This window comes from Sediminicola luteus (assembly GCF_002514735.1).
Lineage (GTDB): Bacteria > Bacteroidota > Bacteroidia > Flavobacteriales > Flavobacteriaceae > HQA918.
The window spans coordinates 175,905-193,456 of sequence record NZ_NBWU01000004.1; the positions used below are offsets into that span (position 1 = coordinate 175,905).

The 17,552-nt window shown below is 42.9% G+C and carries 15 protein-coding genes; 7 read left to right on the forward strand and 8 right to left on the reverse strand.

The window, feature by feature from the left end:
- Positions 1-85: 85 nt before the first annotated feature.
- The 7 genes from B7P33_RS13105 to B7P33_RS13135 all read left to right on the forward strand — a co-directional run bounded on the left by B7P33_RS13105 (position 86) and on the right by B7P33_RS13135 (position 10,322).
- Positions 86-1,294 (forward strand): OprO/OprP family phosphate-selective porin, encoded by a 1,209-nt coding sequence (locus B7P33_RS13105; RefSeq protein ID WP_097442475.1) that lies wholly within the window; start codon positions 86-88, stop codon positions 1,292-1,294.
- Positions 1,295-1,407: 113 nt separating this feature from the next.
- A complete protein-coding gene (locus B7P33_RS13110; protein WP_141402481.1) occupies positions 1,408-3,294 on the forward strand; it encodes a hypothetical protein in 1,887 nt (628 codons plus the stop codon).
- A gap of 515 nt (positions 3,295-3,809) precedes the next feature.
- Positions 3,810-4,610: a hypothetical protein gene (locus tag B7P33_RS13115; protein ID WP_141402482.1), complete on the forward strand. Its 801-nt coding sequence runs from the start codon at positions 3,810-3,812 to the stop codon at positions 4,608-4,610.
- Positions 4,611-4,649: 39 nt separating this feature from the next.
- The gene (locus tag B7P33_RS13120; RefSeq protein ID WP_097442478.1) at positions 4,650-5,597 is read left to right on the forward strand and encodes a threonine/serine dehydratase; all 948 of its coding nucleotides are present in this window, start codon (positions 4,650-4,652) and stop codon (positions 5,595-5,597) included.
- 88 nt (positions 5,598-5,685) lie between these two features.
- Positions 5,686-8,418, forward strand: a complete 2,733-nt coding sequence (locus B7P33_RS13125; protein ID WP_141402483.1) for a hypothetical protein — start codon at positions 5,686-5,688, stop codon at positions 8,416-8,418.
- Between the two features lie 120 nt (positions 8,419-8,538).
- Positions 8,539-9,315, forward strand: coding sequence for an SDR family NAD(P)-dependent oxidoreductase (locus B7P33_RS13130; RefSeq protein WP_097442480.1), 777 nt, complete (start codon positions 8,539-8,541; stop codon positions 9,313-9,315).
- A 110-nt stretch (positions 9,316-9,425) separates the two neighbouring features.
- The gene (locus B7P33_RS13135; protein WP_097442481.1) at positions 9,426-10,322 is read left to right on the forward strand and encodes a helix-turn-helix domain-containing protein; all 897 of its coding nucleotides are present in this window, start codon (positions 9,426-9,428) and stop codon (positions 10,320-10,322) included.
- A 60-nt stretch (positions 10,323-10,382) separates the two neighbouring features.
- On the opposite strand, the gene B7P33_RS13140 is transcribed toward B7P33_RS13135, so the two are convergent.
- The 8 genes from B7P33_RS13140 to B7P33_RS13175 all read right to left on the reverse strand — a co-directional run bounded on the left by B7P33_RS13140 (position 10,383) and on the right by B7P33_RS13175 (position 17,350).
- Positions 10,383-11,330 carry a M23 family metallopeptidase gene (locus B7P33_RS13140; protein ID WP_097442973.1) on the reverse strand — a complete coding sequence of 316 codons (948 nt, stop codon included), beginning with the start codon at positions 11,328-11,330 and terminating at the stop codon, positions 10,383-10,385.
- Between the two features lie 112 nt (positions 11,331-11,442).
- The gene (locus B7P33_RS13145) at positions 11,443-12,738 is read right to left on the reverse strand and encodes a peptidoglycan DD-metalloendopeptidase family protein (protein WP_097442482.1); all 1,296 of its coding nucleotides are present in this window, start codon (positions 12,736-12,738) and stop codon (positions 11,443-11,445) included.
- Positions 12,731-13,114, reverse strand: coding sequence for a BlaI/MecI/CopY family transcriptional regulator (locus B7P33_RS13150; protein ID WP_097442483.1), 384 nt, complete (start codon positions 13,112-13,114; stop codon positions 12,731-12,733). The genes B7P33_RS13145 and B7P33_RS13150 overlap by 8 nt, the downstream gene beginning before the upstream one ends.
- Positions 13,115-13,254: 140 nt before the next feature.
- Entirely contained in the window at positions 13,255-13,737 is a 483-nt protein-coding gene (locus B7P33_RS13155) for a histidine triad nucleotide-binding protein (RefSeq protein WP_097442484.1), read from the reverse strand.
- A gap of 71 nt (positions 13,738-13,808) precedes the next feature.
- Positions 13,809-14,708, reverse strand: coding sequence for a DMT family transporter (locus B7P33_RS13160; RefSeq protein WP_097442485.1), 900 nt, complete (start codon positions 14,706-14,708; stop codon positions 13,809-13,811).
- A gap of 269 nt (positions 14,709-14,977) precedes the next feature.
- On the reverse strand, positions 14,978-15,529 hold the full coding sequence (locus B7P33_RS13165; protein WP_097442486.1) for a DUF4494 domain-containing protein: 552 nt from the start codon (positions 15,527-15,529) through the stop codon (positions 14,978-14,980).
- Between the two features lie 130 nt (positions 15,530-15,659).
- Entirely contained in the window at positions 15,660-16,355 is a 696-nt protein-coding gene (locus tag B7P33_RS13170) for a LytR/AlgR family response regulator transcription factor (protein WP_097442487.1), read from the reverse strand.
- Positions 16,352-17,350 (reverse strand): sensor histidine kinase, encoded by a 999-nt coding sequence (locus B7P33_RS13175; protein ID WP_172435948.1) that lies wholly within the window; start codon positions 17,348-17,350, stop codon positions 16,352-16,354. The genes B7P33_RS13170 and B7P33_RS13175 overlap by 4 nt, the downstream gene beginning before the upstream one ends.
- Between the last annotated feature and the right edge of the window lie 202 nt (positions 17,351-17,552).

Here is a 17,552-nt window from a genome sequence, read left to right on the forward strand (position 1 = left end):
TTCCTTATGGTAAATCAATCAAAGGTTTGCATAATTACTTAACGTTAAATTAAAGTTTAGGTAAAGATAATTTATCTTTGCCCGCATGAGTATTAGCAGGTATACCAGACGGACATGGATAGGAGCAGCAGTATTATGTATCAGCTACCTGTCTCAAGCACAACAAGATAGCACAAACAACAAAAAAGTTAATATTAGCTATACCGACAAAGGTTTTCAGTTTAAGACCCAAGATGGAAAACATAGTCTTCATATAGAATCTAGGTTACAATTCCGTTTTGCGACCCCGGGTGACCAAAACCCTTTGGATTTTGAGGAACTCTACGATTCGGAACAATCGGTTTTCAAGATCAATCGGGCCCGTTTAAAGGTTGGGGGCAATGCCTTTCAACCCTATTTAAAATACTATTTCGAATACGAGCTTAGTCAAGGCAACCTATTGGATTTTCGGGTAATGTTCGAAAAGTGGGAAGCCTTTAAAATTAAAATAGGGCAGTGGAAAACCTATTATGGTCGCGAGCGTGTCATTTCTTCCGGAAAACAACAATTGGTAGATCGTTCGATTATTAACCGTCCCTTTACTTTAGATCGTCAACAGGGCATAGAATTCTATGGTAGGCTATTCCCGGGTAGTTTGGCCGACCTTAGCTATCATGCCTCGGTACTCACCGGAAATGGCCGTGGGGCGACCATTAACGACGATGATCATTTAATGTATGCCGGAAGGTTACAATGGAATTTCTTGGGCAGGGAACTTAAAATGAATGGTTCCGATTTGGGGCTGTCCCAAAAACCTATAGGTCTAATTGCCATAGCCGGGGCCACCAACCGGAGTCCGTATACCCGTTTTTCCCAGGCCGGTGGGGGACAATTAGAAGGTTTCGAAGAAGGTGTTGCCGGGCAATACCGGGTAAACCAGGCCATGTTGGAGACCGCTTTTAACTACAAAGGTTTTTCTTGGCAAAACGAATGGCATACCAAAACCATTGACGATACGGTAAACAACACCCAAACCACCATGGTCGGGACCTATTTTCAAGCGGGTTATTTTTTGGGGCAAAGCTTCGATTTTATACCTAAACCCTTAGAGTTGGCGGCCCGTTATGCCTATTACGAACCCAATACCGATATGTCCGACGATCAAGAATCGGAAACCTCGATCGCTTTGAATTGGTTCTTTAAAAAACATAGGAACAAACTGACCATGGAAGTGACCAACTTTAAATTCGAGGAGCCCAATGGCGACCAAGATAACGGCCTACGGTTTCGAGTGCAGTGGGATATTTCTTTTTAAATTCCAACAAATTACGAGGTATTCACAGTTAATTTTAACTCTGTTTACCGGGGTAATCAAGATTACCCTATCGTAGAAAATATTCCTATCTTGTTGATTAGAAATTCTATATTATGCCTGATCAACAACCTACTTTTCATTTGGGAATAACTATGGCCGGCGCGGTTTCAGCCGGTTGTTATACCGCTGGGGTCATGGACTACCTATTCGAAGTACTTGACCTTTGGGAACGTGCCAAAAATGGGGATATAGCGGAAATTGATGCCAAATCAATTCCACAACACCAAGTATGTATAGAAGCTATGGGGGGTACCTCGGCCGGAGGTATGGCCACCATAATGTCTGCCCTATATGCTTTGGATGGCACTATAAATCCGGTGACCGAAGTACCTAAAAATCCGTTGGAATCTTATAATGTACTCTACGACAGTTGGGTACATTTAGACGATGATGAAAACGGGGATACCTTTTCTAAAATGTGGGAAACGGAAGATTTGGAATCCGGTTTTCGATCCGTGTTGAACACCCAACCCATAGACCAAATTGCCCAAAAGGTTTTTGATAGGTATCCCCCAACCGATTTAAAATCTCATATCGAACATAAGTTACCTGGCTTCATTTCAAAAGATTTGGAGGTTTTGTTGGCCCATGCACTTTTAAGAGGAGTACCCTTAGCTGTCGATTTTAAGACCGAGATCGCCCGGAAACTAAAAACCTCGCCTAAGCATAATACCTTTGAGCACTTTATGATGTCCCATTTTAAACTGAACCATGGGGCAGGGGTAGACCCCAAGCAAGCCTTATGGCTGAACCCATTCGAAAAAGAGCATGCCCAACGGATGAAACTTTCTACCTTGGCTACCGGTGCCTTTCCGATTGGATTGGCCTATCGAAAGTTTGATCAGTCCCATTTTAACGACGACTATATCAAACACACGGTAAAGAAAATAGTACATGGCGATTTTGGAATGGAGAAACCCGATGTTTCGGAACAGATCGACTTTCACAATTTCCCGGAGCAATTCGAGACCATTTCTGTAGATGGGGGCGCCATTAACAATGAACCCTATAGGGAAGTGGAAAGTATTTTGAAAAGAAAGTTTGAAAAGGAGGAAGCCACCTACCAAAACTTTGGTATGGTCATGATCGATCCATTCCCCGATAACGACGATATCAAAAGAACCTATACCGAACCATCTGATCTTGTAGGTCTGGTCCCGCATTTAATTAAAACCCTCTGGAATCAATCACGGGTAAAACGCAAGGAAATGTTGGAACAGTATAACACCAATTATTTCAGAGGGGTAATCTATCCGCGTAAACATATTACAGACGCCCAGGGAAACTATAGGTTTCGCGACAAAAATCCTTTGGCTTCTGCGGCTTTTGGGGCCTTCGGCGGATTTTTGGACATCAATTTCAGGGTACACGATTTTTTCTTGGGACGCAACAATGCGAAAAACTTCATTCGTTTTTTTGGGAGCTTTCCCTATGAGCCCGAAAAAGATAATGTACATCCGATCCATAGAGATTGGACTACCGACATGATCAACACCTTTTCCATAAAACGGCCTGGGGATCCTAGGATTTTCCTACCCATAATCCCTGATATGAATATCCTATTAAGAGATGGTGGTACAGGCGATACCCGTTACGAATACGATATGCCCAAAAAGCCGAAATTAGATCCCACAGCACTTATTGCATTGGGCCCAAAAATCAAAAATCGTATTCGTATGATTTTAGATTTACTGGTCCATCGAAAAAATACCTCTAAAAAAGAAAATGGAAGGCATAATGCCGAACAATGGTTGCAAACTATCGAGAAAAATGGTTGGTGGTCTCGGTTAAAAGGAAGCATAGGACGTTTATTGTTTAGGTGGGCGAAAAAACCGGCCTTAAAGAGTATTTCAAATAAATCGACTGAACTTTTCTATCAAACCATTTTTGAAGAACTTGACGCCCTCGAACAATTACAAGCGCGGGAAAAGAAGAAATAAAATGGACGCAGTAAGATCAATCACATATGTTTTTATATGGTCACGTTAGGCCGATTTCTTTAGCCCTCCTACACTAAGCAGGCCAAGACACTGACAAATGAAGGAAAAATCATTGTGCCCCATAAACCTATACCTTCAAAACACTCTAAAACTTGCTAAAAATACCTAGTAATGGGTATTTTTTGATATTAAAATTTTAACTACTTTAAGGGAAAGCTTTCCTCCTAACACCAAGCTCCCAATATTTATAAGGGGAATAGGGGGTAAATCTAATTAACGAACAAACTCAGTATAATACGGCCGTAATCATCGGCAAAGGTATTCGCATGGCTAATTGTCTGCCCATACGGACAAAGTTCAAATAACCAAGTATTCCAATAGGATAATTGGGAATTATATATAAAATATTTAACCCCCTCACAGCAATCAACATGAGTTGTAAATGCCAAACCCAAAATTCCGTCACTTCACTAATTGAACACCAACTACCCTTGTTTTACCTTAAACAAGAGCTTATGATATCGCCCGAAACAGGCGATTTCACCTTAAATCGAATCAAGCATCCCGGAAACCTATTACACGACGAATTTTTAATGGAATTGGTACGTCTGGCCCCAGAAATGGTATATCCGCATGATCAATTGGAAAGGTTCAGACTGGAATATGCCCGTAAGGGTATGGATCATCATCAATCCGAACTAAAGATTTTTAGACAATGCTGTAATTTCTTTTTGTCCAAAAAACCGCCACATGCCCTTTTTTCAGAACTGGTTTTAAAAGCCCTGATGAAAGGCTATTTCAACGGTAAACCATTTCTTTATAAAAACCCGGTCCAACAGGGAACTTACCTAAACAAAGAACAAATCCAGGGAATACAAATCGCAGAGGACCATGCCCAGAACCTGTATCAGATCTATATCTCTGAAAGTCATGCCTCGGAGCAAATATTACCAGACGCCATTCAAATGGCTTTAGATAGTAACATCAGGTTACTTTACCATGTCTTGGAAGAAAGACGGGCCTTATTAACCCACGAATCGTATTTATTGGATTACCATAATTTTCTTTTCGATGCATGGGCCCGTAATCCCAATGAAGGTTTTGCACTGAACTTGGTCAACGTAATCTCATATAAAGATGCCGGTTGTGATTGTGATATACATAAAGCCATACAAAGTAGTACCATAGCCAACCAAAACCGATTAAATTCCGTTTTAGGCCCATCATCCATCAGTTTGAACCAACATTTTATCTTATTCCCTATGGAAGATTTGGACTGGATCATACATGATTTATGTAACCGCCTACTTATTTGATTTCGGCGCCATAGTAGTATCTTCGGGAAAAAACAAGGCATGAGTCCGATTACCAAGGAAAGACTGGAGACCATACACCTACGTATGCTACCCTTTGTACATAACACCCCTATACTAACTTCAGCTACAATTAACCGTATCTGCGATGCCCAAGTCTATTTTAAATGTGAGAACTTCCAGAAAATGGGAGCCTTTAAAATGCGTGGGGCCTTAAATGCGATTCTATCATTACCCGAATCTGAAAGAAAAAACGGCGTAGTGACCCATTCTTCAGGAAATTTTGCCCAAGCCGTATCCTTGGCGGCCAAAAATTTGCAAGTTCCGGCATATATCGTAATGCCGGAAACGGCCCCTATAGTAAAAAAGGAAGCCGTATTGGGTTATGGCGGACAGATAACCGAATGTACGCCCACCTTGGAGGCCCGAGAGCAAACCAGTAAAACCATAATGGATCGAACGGGTGCCACGTTTATCCATCCCAGTAATGATATGGATGTGATTTTAGGCAACGCTACGGCCGCTATGGAGTTGATAGAAGTCCATCCGGATCTGGATTGGGTCTTATGCCCGGTAGGTGGGGGTGGGCTAATAGCCGGAACCGCACTGGCCGTAAATACCTTTACCGATTCTTGTAAAACCTGGGGAGGCGAACCCCTAAATGCCGACGACGCCTATAGGTCGATGATATCAGGAAAAATTGAGACCAATACCAATCCACAAACCATAGCAGACGGCCTAAAAACGCAATTGGGACACCTCAATTTCCCCATAATACAAGAATATGTCAGTGGCATAACCCGGGTAAGCGAGACCGAAATCAAAAACGCCATGCGTTTGCTTTGGGAGCGTATGAAAATAGTTGTTGAACCCTCTAGTGCCGTGGCTTTGGCCGCCATTTTAAAGGAAACCGATGCCATTAAGGGTAAAAAAGTAGGCATCATACTTTCTGGCGGTAATGTTGATTTGGGAAAATTACCTTTCCAATAATTGATCGTCACACTCCTTTTATTCGTCTAAATATTTGGTTTTCATTGGTCTATTTTCATATTTTAAGAGAGAACCAAAAAAGACCGAAATGGCCAACCCGAAAATCTATGTACCCCTAAATCGTTTTTTTTATCTGCTTTTGCTAAGTTGGTCCTGTACCCAACTGAGGGCGCAAGCTTTACAAGAAAACCAATCAATAGCAGGTAAGGGTCCGGAAAAAATCTATCTACAAATTCCGACAACCATGGTGGCCAACGACCAAACCCTATGGTTTAAAGCCTTGGTAAGTTATGCCGAATCCCATTGGCCCACTACCCAAAGTGGTATACTCTATGTAGATTTGGTAAACCCTTATGGAAAAGTGGTCTCCCACAAAATCGTAAAGTTAGAACATGGCGTAGGGCAGGGGGGCTTCGAGCTGGACAAAGACCATTTTCCCGGGCGTTATCAGCTTAGGGCCTATACCCAATGGAACCGCAATTTTGGTGATGATTTCCTTTTTACGGAATATGTACAAATCGTAAGCCTAGGGAGGAACGACCACTTGGCGATTGAACAGGGCAGATGGGAAGAAAACCCAGAGGGCGGCTATACCCTAAAACTAACCCTTAACCCCAGCCAACTAGATAAATACAAACAAAAGAAAAAGCTCTGGTTGTATTTCGATAACGGTCAAACCAGAGATAGTGTTGCCTTAAAAAATAAAGGGGAACCCATAGCTTGGGAACGGCATTTTGAACAACGTCCCGATTGGCTAACCCTTACCCTAGACTCGGGTATGGGACAAAAATTCAGCAAGACCTTATACGCCAGTACCCCGGCACCCGACCTACAATTCTTCCCGGAGAGCGGTTCTTTAGTCACCGGTATCATGACCAAAATCGGGTTCAAATCCGTGGGTATCGATGGTAAAGGGGCCACCGTTACAGGTGTAATATATGACCGCGATGGTAATCAAGTCATTGACTTTAAGTCTAATGAACTAGGCATGGGCTATTTTTCATTTGTACCCGAGTTCGATAAAGGTTATTATGCCAAGGTAGAATTAGAATCCGGCATCAACTCTTTGGAATATGCATTACCCCAAGTAGCACAACATGGCTATGTTATGAATATTTTTAAGCTGGGCGATCATATACGGGCGATGGTAAACACCAAAAATGTTCCGGATAAAAATCTATCGATATATGTCTCGGGCCGGGGCCGTAATCTATACACCTTGGACGGACATATAAAAAAGGGGCGTTTCCATGCTCAAATACCTTATTCGGAACTCCCAGAGGGAATTTTGATTTTTACCTTAAAAGACCAAAATGGACAAGCTGTTGCTGAAAGACTCTTTTTTAATACTATTCCAGGCGAGGACTTAGTAAACATAGATACGGACAACTATCAGTTGCGGAAACGGAAAAAATCGACCCTTTCCTTGGCCCTTAATAGCAAAGATAGACAACTACCCGTTGAAAGTTCGGTATTAATAATGAATAAATCGGAACGCATACCTCCTGCACATATTCGCTCTTTTATGCTGTTGCAGTCCGAACTAAAGGGTACCATTGAGACCCCCAATTTTTATTTCCAAGAAAATAGTATTCGAAAAAACGATTTAGATGCCTTATTACTAACCCAAGGTTGGCGTAACTATAAATATCCGGCTAAGCGGGTGGGTAACTCCTATTTCTGGCCACAAAAAAACTTAGCGGTCAAAGGTAAGGTACTATCCAAGGGCCTTCGCAAAAATCCACTGGCCGGGGCCCAGTTAACCTTAGCAGCCTTAGGAAACCCCTTTCTTTTCGAAAACCAAACTTTAGATAGTCTGGGGCAATTTCAATTCAATCTGGCCGAAACATACGGAATCGCCCAAAAACTTTGGCTGCAGACCAAACACCCCAAGACCAAGGGACAAGGTTATAAAATAGTTTTGGACAGTTTTCAACCCCCAAAAGTCGTTTACGAACATAGCCCTATACCTGCCGAGCGCATACAAACCAAAACCTTGGCCATTAAACAAGCCCAAACCGATCGGGCCCGGGTAGAAATGGTTTTCGACTCCCTTTTCGGGGTTACCCAATTGGATGAGGTAATACTCGAAGATTTTCATCTTACCCCCGAAAAAAAGGCCTTTTATAAAAAATATGGAGAACCCGATGTTATCATAGAAGGGGAGGCTATAAAGGCCAAAGAAAAGGATTGGTCGTATGGCCTGTACAGTATTTTGTTGTTCAACTATGGCCATATCGTAAAAATTGAACAATTCCCAGATGGTTTTATGCTAGCCCATGTACACGGGGCCGGGCCCACCCTGATCATGGTCGATGGACGTTTGATCGAAAAATATGAATATGAATGGTTGCCCCATATGGATCCCGACATAGTCGAAAAAATCGAGATTATTCGTCCGGCCAAATTTTTCAGGTCCAGATTTTTGGAGGTTTTTCCAGAAACCCACCCCCTTGAGGCGCCCAGTATCGGTAATATCATTGCTGTGGAAACCAAAAACAAAGTCGGGGTATATGCCAATTATAGACCGACCCCCGGAACCACCACCGCCTTAGTGCCGTCGTTTTCACCAATTAAGGAGTTTTATGAACCAAAATTTGCCGAGATGAAAACGAACCAACCCGACCTACGGACCATTTTACAATGGATACCCCAAGTGGAATGGGATGCTTCCGGTCATGCCCAAATTCCTTTTTACTCTAGTGACCAAGCCGGAAAATATACTATTGTTGTAGAAAGCTATACCCCTAATGGCCAAGTGGAATATTTGGAAAAAGAAATTGAGGTATTGGATGAGGTCTCCCCGAACCCCAATTATTGAGACCATACTTGTACTTATGAATTAATATAAGCAAACCGCCATTTGTATTCAAGCTTCCGCCCTATGTATACATTTGAAGAGGGTAGTGCTCTGTAATTTTGCGTTATAAATTCTGAAATCATGAAAAACGTTGCATTAATTACAGGAGCTTCTAGTGGTTTAGGTACCGAATTCGCTCGTATTCATGCCCAAAATGGCGGCGATATGTATATCGTGGCCCGAAGGGTTGAAAAACTCGAGTCCCTTAAAGCTGAATTGGAACAACAATATGGGGTAGAGGTACGGGTTTTGGCCAAAGACTTAGGCTTACCAGACGGTCCGAAAGAGATTTATGACCAAGTAAAACAAGACGGAGTAACTATTGATTACTTAATCAATAATGCCGGTTTTGGGGGTCGTGGAAAGTTTCATGAACGCGATTGGGACCAAGACCGTGGCATGATCCAATTAAATGTTATGGCCCTAACGGCCCTTACCCGCTATTTCTTACCCCATATGGTCGAGCGTAACCAAGGTAAAATACTGAATGTGAGCTCTACGGCCAGTTTTATGCCCGGTCCGTTACAAGCCGTATATTTTGCCACCAAGGCCTATGTAACCTTTTTCAGTAATGCCCTTGCCGAAGAATTACACGACACAGCCGTTACCGTAACCAACTTAATGCCCGGTGCCACCGAAACGGAATTTGCCAGTACTTCAGGTATGGACAAAACCGACCTATTCGACAAGACGGCAACCGCGCTTTCAGTGGCCCAAGATGGCTACCAAGGTATGCTTCGGGGAAAACTCGATGTGGTATCCGGTCTTACCTTTTCCCAAAAACTGATGATGGGTATGATTCCGTTTACCCCTAAGAAAATAATGCTAAAACAGATACGTCAAATGCAGGAAGTGTAAGGGTAATACCTACATTCATTTTAAGCAGGACGCTAAAAAAGTAGGGCTACTATTTCCTATCGGAAAATTGGTTTAGGTCATATTCCGTATTTTAAACAAAAAGTATTGAAATGAAATCGATTGAAAGTATTTTCGAGGTACATAGCCTAATGGGGTTAGCCCCTCCTTCACATCCCTTGGTTTCAGTTATTCCGGTACGGGATCTGCCCCGTGAAATGGTACAAGACGAACGCATTCGTTTCGATCTCTTTTTTGTTTCCTTGAAGGATGGGATTACGGGTTCTATGGGGTATGGCCGTAATTCCTATGATTACGAAGATGGCACCATGATCTTTAGCAAGGCCGGACAGGTATTGCAGCCCCAGCACGAGATTATCTCAGACGATGCCAAAGGGTGGGTGCTTTTGTTCCATCCGGATCTGATAAGACGTTCGGATTTGGGCCGTAGTATTGGCCAATATACCTTTTTCGATTACGAAACCCATGAGGCCCTCCACCTTTCGGAAAAAGAACAGCAAACCGTAACCGAAATCGTAGCTAAGATCCGTGATGAATACGAAAGACCGATTGATAAACACAGTCAAAAACTGATCGTTTCCAATATTACCTTATTACTCGATTATTGCACCCGCTATTATGATCGGCAGTTTATTATACGTACCGATCTTAACCAAGACCTAATGGCTGATTTTGAGGTCTTACTAAGGGACTATTTTGAATCGGAAAACCCGAAGGAATTAGGATTACCTACGGTAAAGTTTTGCGGCCAGCAATTGGGCCTATCGCCCAAATACCTCAGTGACCTACTAAAAAAGGAAAGTGGTAAAAGTGCCAAGGAACATATTGATGCCTTTGTGATCAACCGGGCCAAAAACCAATTATTGGGCAGTTCGCATAGTATTGGGGAAATCGCTTTTGACCTAGGTTTTGAATACTCCCAACACTTTAGCAAACTGTTTAAAAAACGTACTGGTATGAGTCCGAAAACATATCGGCAACTCAATTAATTGGCAAGAAACCGTTTTAATTGAAAATTATACTTCCAAAATCAGGGTCAAGCTTCGAACTTAATCGATTACCAAACGCTGTCCTATGCGCAGGGTAGAGGTACTTTTAATATGGTTGGCTTTACAGATGGCCGAGATACGGGTTTGGTTCTTTTGGGCAATTCGCGAAAGGGTATCGCCCCGTTTTACGATATAGATTTTCTTTTGGGCCTTAATACCCGCCAGAGCCTCGGGTTCGGTGGTATATAAATCCAATTTTGGTTTACGACGGCTACTATAGCGGTAGGCTTGGGTCCATTTTTTGGTCACCCAAATGGTTTTGGCCCTTACGGCACGGCTATCGTCAAAAGTAAACAGGTATTCGGGGTGAATGGGTACCCCTTTATATTTGGCCTCTAAATGTAAATGGCTCCCACGGGCATTGCCCGAACGCCCGCCATAGCCTAAAAAAGCCCCTTTGCTTATACTGTCGTTGGCTTTTACAGTGCCATATTTGGACATATGGGCATAGGTAGTTTCCAAACCATTGTAATGCCGTACTACCACGGTACGTCCATGACCCGAACTATAGCCCACAAAACGCACCACACCATCGAACAGACTATAAATGGAGTCGCCACTGATCAAATCGATATCTATACCATTGTGGTTCCTTCGCCAACGCCAACCATAGCGGGAGGTAACCACCATCTTCTTTCCGATAGGATTGTGATAGGTTGAATCTTGGAATTCGATTTTAAACGGAAAATCGACTTTTACATTTTTATGCGCCCTAACCTGGGTGGTATCCCAATACTGGGCGGTAATATCAGGTGCTTGATTCGTTGGGGTCGAATCGATTTCTTTTTGACCTTGGGGCAAATAAGCCTCCAAAGCCTCTAGATCGAATTCAGGCTTAATGATATCGGTGCCCGGAATCTGGCGCGAATCGACTCTTTTTGTTTGGCCATAGGCCATATAAATACTGGCCAGTAGACAAACTACCAGGGTTTTATTTATCCGTTTCATATAGTGTTCTCGTGCTTTTTGGGCCATGGCCCTAAACTGCTAAAAGCAGGGCAAAATACTGATTTTGTAACAACTGGGCCAAATCAAACCCCCAGTTGTTGGTTATTCCTTTTTATTCCAGATAATCCAAGGGATCTACACGTTCCCCGTTACGTTTAATTTCAAAGTGTAGATGCGGACCTGTGGCCAATCCGGTTTCCCCTGCCTTTCCAATGCGCTCACCTTGACTTACAGACTGTCCGTTTTTAATATCAAAGGCATCTAAATGGGCGTACCAGGTTTCAAAGCCGTTGGCATGGCTGATAATGATCAACTTACCCCAATTGCCTTGCTCGACAGCTTTGATAACGATTCCATCGGCCGCCGCAACCACCGGGCTACCCAACTTGGCCCTTATATCGATACCGCCATGAAATCCATTTTTATGGACATGCCGTTTAGATTTTACCCCGAAAGTGCTACTGATCTGATCACGATTGGCCCCTAATAAGGGAAACGAAAAAGGCGGTAAGGGATCTACCGATTCCGGAATCACCACCATAGGGGAGACATATACCGGGCTTTTAAAACCTAAAAGACAAACCAATACTACTAGGGCAGGCAATAGATAGCGCCATTTGTGATTTGGGTTCGACGGTGTTTTGCACAACATACGTACCCGCTGTAACATTACCGGTTGACTAAAATAACTCAGGCCCGTTTGCGGACGAAAATCTTGCGAGACTCCCATCAACAACTCCAAATACTCGGGCAACACTTGAGTATCACCGGCCACCAAAGCATCGGCCTGGAATTCTTGTACCGATTTTAAACTTTTACGGTACCCCATCAGTAGGGGATTCCACCAGAAAAACAGCTGATACATTTCAAATAAGACCAGATCATAACTATGCCTTAGGCGAATATGTGCCTTTTCATGGGCCAAAACCAAGGGGTCTATAACCGCATCCTCAGGTATATAAATGGTATTGAAATAGGCAAAAACCCTATCTATAGGAGCCCGATAAACCTTATGGTCATAAGTATCAGAACTTTTAATCGTAGATCTAAGCCGCCAAAGCCGATGGTGTTCTAAAACCAACATCAACACCCTCCAAATAAAGCCGCAGGTAAAAGCTAGGAAAAGTAGCATTCCAAATCTGCCCGCATTTTGTGATGAAATTGGGCTTTGAACCGTCACACTTTCGTGTAGCCCCACCATAGGCTCCCACAGTTCTGGTAAGCTGGGTGTACTTATCCAACCTATCGCTGGTAAAAAAGGAAAAACCAAGGAAATTGGGATCATCGCCAACAAAATGGCCCGGTTCCAAGAATAAAAAGTCAATTGGGCCAAACCTATACGATACACCAAAAAGAGGATGCTAAAAACCACCCCAGCCTCCAATAGATACGCGAAGAAACTAATCATGCTGCTTTAATTGTTTGATTTTGGCCTCAATAAGGGCCTTCATTTCTTCCAACTCGTTTAATTTCAAGCTTTCATTTTCGGCAAAATACAAGGCAAAACGGCTCGAGGAACCATCAAAGAAGTTTCCGATCATATGTTTTAATTGTCCCCCATAATACTGTTCTTTGGTCAGGGTAGGGGCATAGCGCCTCACTTTTCCAAAACTTTCGAAGTTTAAAAACCCCTTACGAACTAAAACCCTAACCACGGTAGAAATGGTGGTATAGGCAGGTTTGGGGTCGGGGTATTCGGCTACAATATCTTTTAGATACGCCTGTTTTAGCTGCCAAACATACTGCATCAGTTGTTCTTCGGCTTTGGTGAGTTGTTCCTTCATGCCGACAAATATACAGCAAAGAACCAAAGTATAACTATATTTATAGTAATATTATGATTTATATAGTACAATCCCTTTTGGATAGCATCTTTTTAAAACTCAAAAATTGAAAAACAATCCCAAAAAGAAGTCAACTTTATTTAATGCTTATTTTCTTTCTCCACATTATTCCGATACGTCTGATCTACCATGGGCCCTAATGTAATGCCCCCCAAAAGATGCATATGGATATGAAATACCGATTGACCGGAATCTTCATTGGTATTGAAAGCCAATCGATATCCTGTTTCGGCAATACCTTTTTCACGGGCCAATTGGGCCGCTACTAGATGCATTTTACCAATAAGTGAGGCATCTGCTGCGGCTATATCGTTTATAGTATGGATTTCCTTTTTGGGAACGATCAACAAATGTACCGGGGCTTGCGGACGCAGAGGAACAAAGGAAATGATCTCATCGTCTTCATAAACGATAGTGGCCGGAAGCTCCCGATTGATAATTTTGGTAAATACCGAACCTTTGGCGATTTTTTCGGCCTTTTTTTCTTGATAGGCCTCCGACTGGCCAAAAGTGTAGCTACAAAAAACAAACAGCAACAACGCGTACTTCCAATTTCTTTCCATAACCTAAAGTTAGGGAATATCACCCTGAATTCAGAATTCAGAACTCAGAACTCAGAACTCAACCCTAAACCCTACGTATAGAGAATCAAAAACACCCCGATTAGGATACCCGTAAGGGGAATCAGTTTTTTGCGTTTGTTCTTCTCTTTAAAGATGAGTCCGCCCACCACCACGGCTATAATCAATTGGCTCCGTTTAATGGCCGAGAGTAACATGATCAAAGCTTCGGGATCTTCCAGTGCCTTGAGATAGAAATAATCGGCCCCGAGCAAGAGAAAACCCACGGCCGGAATAGACCAGCGCCATACAAAGGCCTTACGTTTGGCGGGGTAAGGGAACCAGGTGGCCGCCAGTATCAGCAATAAAATAAGTACCGTATAAAAGCAAAACCAAAACAACAAAGTCTGCGGATTTAGGTCTACATACTGCACTAAAAACTTATCGTATAAGCCGCTAGAGGCCCCTAAAAAGGTAGCGCCGATAATGGCAAAAACCCATTTGTTACGCCCAAAATGGATGCCTTCTTTTTTCCCGATACGGGAATACCCGATTACCGATAACAAAATCAAAAAGAATCCTACCCACTGCCAAGGCCCTGGTTTTTCTTGATAGATCAACAAAGCCCCGATAAAGGTAAAAAAGGGTCCGGCCGAGCGTATCGGAGTTACCAAGGTTATCGGCAAATGCTTTAAGGCCTGATAGGCCAACAACCACGAGGCCGCCATGATCATGGACTTTATAAAAATAAAACCATGGGAGGCCCAGGGTAGGGGGGTAATATAAAACCCTTGGGTTTGGGCCATTTCCGGCGACACCACCGAAATACCATACAAGGGCAAAAAAAGTAAAAAGGCCGTACCAATAGTACCCAAAAGTACCGGAAACACCTCGTTACCTTGTACCGCATGCTTCTTGCACAAGTTGTGAAATCCTAAAAACAAGGCCGCCAAGAGCCCTAGATACATCCACATGGGTTAGTGATTTAGTGAGCTAGTAATTAGTGAAATAGTGGGTTAGTGGGTTAGTGGGTTAGTGGAGTGTAATACTAGCATACTAAATCACTAGTCCACTGGAAATACCATTTCAATTTTGAGATTCAACCAATAAAAAAGCAGGGATTTTTTCTTTGGGCGAAAAAGAAAATCAAAGTATAGCCTAAGCTACGGTTTTATTTTATTTTGATGACCAAAGGTAAAAAGAACCATTTTTTAGGTGGTATTTCAATATTGAAATGGTATAACTACTCTACCAGGCTATCTTCCATTTCCAAGGCTTCGTTTACGCCGTTGGTATGGCCTACGGAGTTTTTCAATTCGGTAAAGCGATTGATACGTTCTAAATCGTCTTCCTCGCCTGAGAAATAAGGGAAAACATCCATTATTGGCGATTCGGCCACGGCTGGTATGCTAAATTCACCCATAGTATCTTTCATGGCTACCATGGTATTTTCATAGGCTTCTTTTACATCGTTGGCCTGAACCAAAAGGTATTGGTTGCTTTTACGCTCTTTGCCGCTTTCCTCGTCAAAGGCGATTAGCGACACTTTACTTTTAAACCAGCGGTCGGAGTTTTCAAAAGGGTGTATTTCGGCAAAGTTGGCCACTTTGATATTGGTGATCTTGATCTCTTCGCTATCCAACAGATAGGCTTGCATTTCTTCGGTAATGCGGCGTTCGGCCTCAGTATACGATACCGCATCTACCAAAAAGGGTTCCGTTTTGGCTTTGAGTTGGCCGGTTGCCTCATCCATTTTACGATATTTTACCTTGCATTCGAACCAAATTGCGCTCATAGTTATGGTGTTTAATAGAAGGGCGCAAATATAAGTTTCCCAAAAAGGTAAAAAAGGGGGCGGGGCGGTAACTTATCCACAATCGATTGGCGGTGGTTCTAGTGGACTAAAAATCAGCAGAAAAAGTCCGCTAGGTTTTGGCCAAATCGTCGAGGGCTTTACATACCAAAACCTTATAGGTGGTGCTAATGGGCACTTCATTATCCGCGATCTGCAAACTGCCCTTGGTGGCCTTATCCACCCTATGGAGGTTGGCGATATACGATTTATGGGTACGCTGAAAGTTATCGGGCAGTTGCCCACTTATACGCGTCAGGGTCTCGGAAACCAAGTACATGCGCATATCGGTAAAGATCTTGATATAATTCCCGAAACTTTTGATATACTGAATGGAACGAAACGGAATATTCACCGGAATACCATCATGTTTTATCTGCAATTCTTGGCTGTCACTCTCCTTTTTACGCGGTGCCCAATCGGAAGGCGAAACCTTATTGATGGCCTTAAGAAATCGGTCTATTTTTATGGGTTTCAACAAATAATCGACCACGCCGTATTCGTAGCTCGCCAAGGCATACTCTGAATAGGCCGTGGTTAAGATCACCTTAGGCGGATTTTTTAAGGCGCCCAATATCTCCAACCCATTAAGTTCGGGCATTTCGATATCCAAAAAAATCAAATCCAAGGGGTTGCCCTGAATAAAATTGATGAACTCCAACGGATTGCCCGTATTCAAGACCACCTCAAAATGGTCAATTTTGGCACAGTAATCGGCCATGACCTTTCGGGCCAGTTCTTCGTCATCTATGATTCCTACCTGTATCATATACTCGATTTTTTAAGGTCAACGGTCAAATCTATCCGAAATTCCCTTTCGGAATCCTCGAGCTGTAAACGGTGTGCTTGCGGGTACACCAATTGCAGTCGTCTTTTTACATTCTCCAATCCCGTACCCGGTCCGGCCGAGGCTGCCCCTTGGCTAGGTTTGCTGTTGTGCACATTAAAATGAAGCCTTCCCTCATGAATGGTGGCCGAAACTTCTATGTTACTGGCTTCATTGGTACTTTGGGCGCCGTGTTTTACGGCATTTTCCACAAAGGGGATCAACAACATGGGCGCAATGGTATATTCTAAAGGTGAACCGGAAATCGAAAACTCGACCGTACAGCGTTTACTCAGCCTTTTTTCTTCGAGCAATAGATAGTTTTCAATAAATTCCAATTCTTCGCGAAGTAATACGGCATCTTTTTTACTACTTTCCAATTGATAGCGCATCAATTCCGATAACTGCATCACAACAGTAGAGGTTTCCGGCGATTGTTCCCGCGAAAGGGCATAGATACTATTGAGGGCATTGAACAAAAAATGCGGATTCACCTGCTGCTTCAAATAGTTGAGGGCCATCTCTTTCTGAAGTTTTTCCTTTTCATCATTCTCCCGTTGGATCTGTTGGTTACGCCTCAATAAAAAAACCGCCATCCCCGTACCGGTGGAATAGATCAGAAAGAAGAACATTTTAGAGACCGACACCCATCCGTTCGCATAACCCTGAATAAAGGAAACCAAAAATATAGTAGCAAGCAGGGATAGAGCATAGTTTACATATTTGCGCTTGTCGTAAATAAAGGGAATAAGCAGAAAATGGTTCAACCAGATCACGATCATGATCACCACGGCAAACTTAATCCCGTGTAAATAATAAGCCAGATCGGTCTCAAACTTATGTTTGGCGTTCCAGATGCTTAAAATCTCCCAAAGGGCGACCAAAACAAAGGCAGCCAGATTGACCAGAAGAATATATTTCCATGATTTTTTTTGCATCAACCCAAGTGCTATAAAGTATAAAGGTAGCATTATTGGTGGGGGCCCGGTCGTATTTCTGACAAAAAAGGCATAGCTATGACGAAACGGTTTCATCATTTTATAGCGGCGTTGGTAAACCTATTTAGAAAGCAAGCCCCTTTCCGAACTATTTTTATGGAGTTAATCAGCAACAGTGTCCCGTTTTTAAAGAAGGTACGCT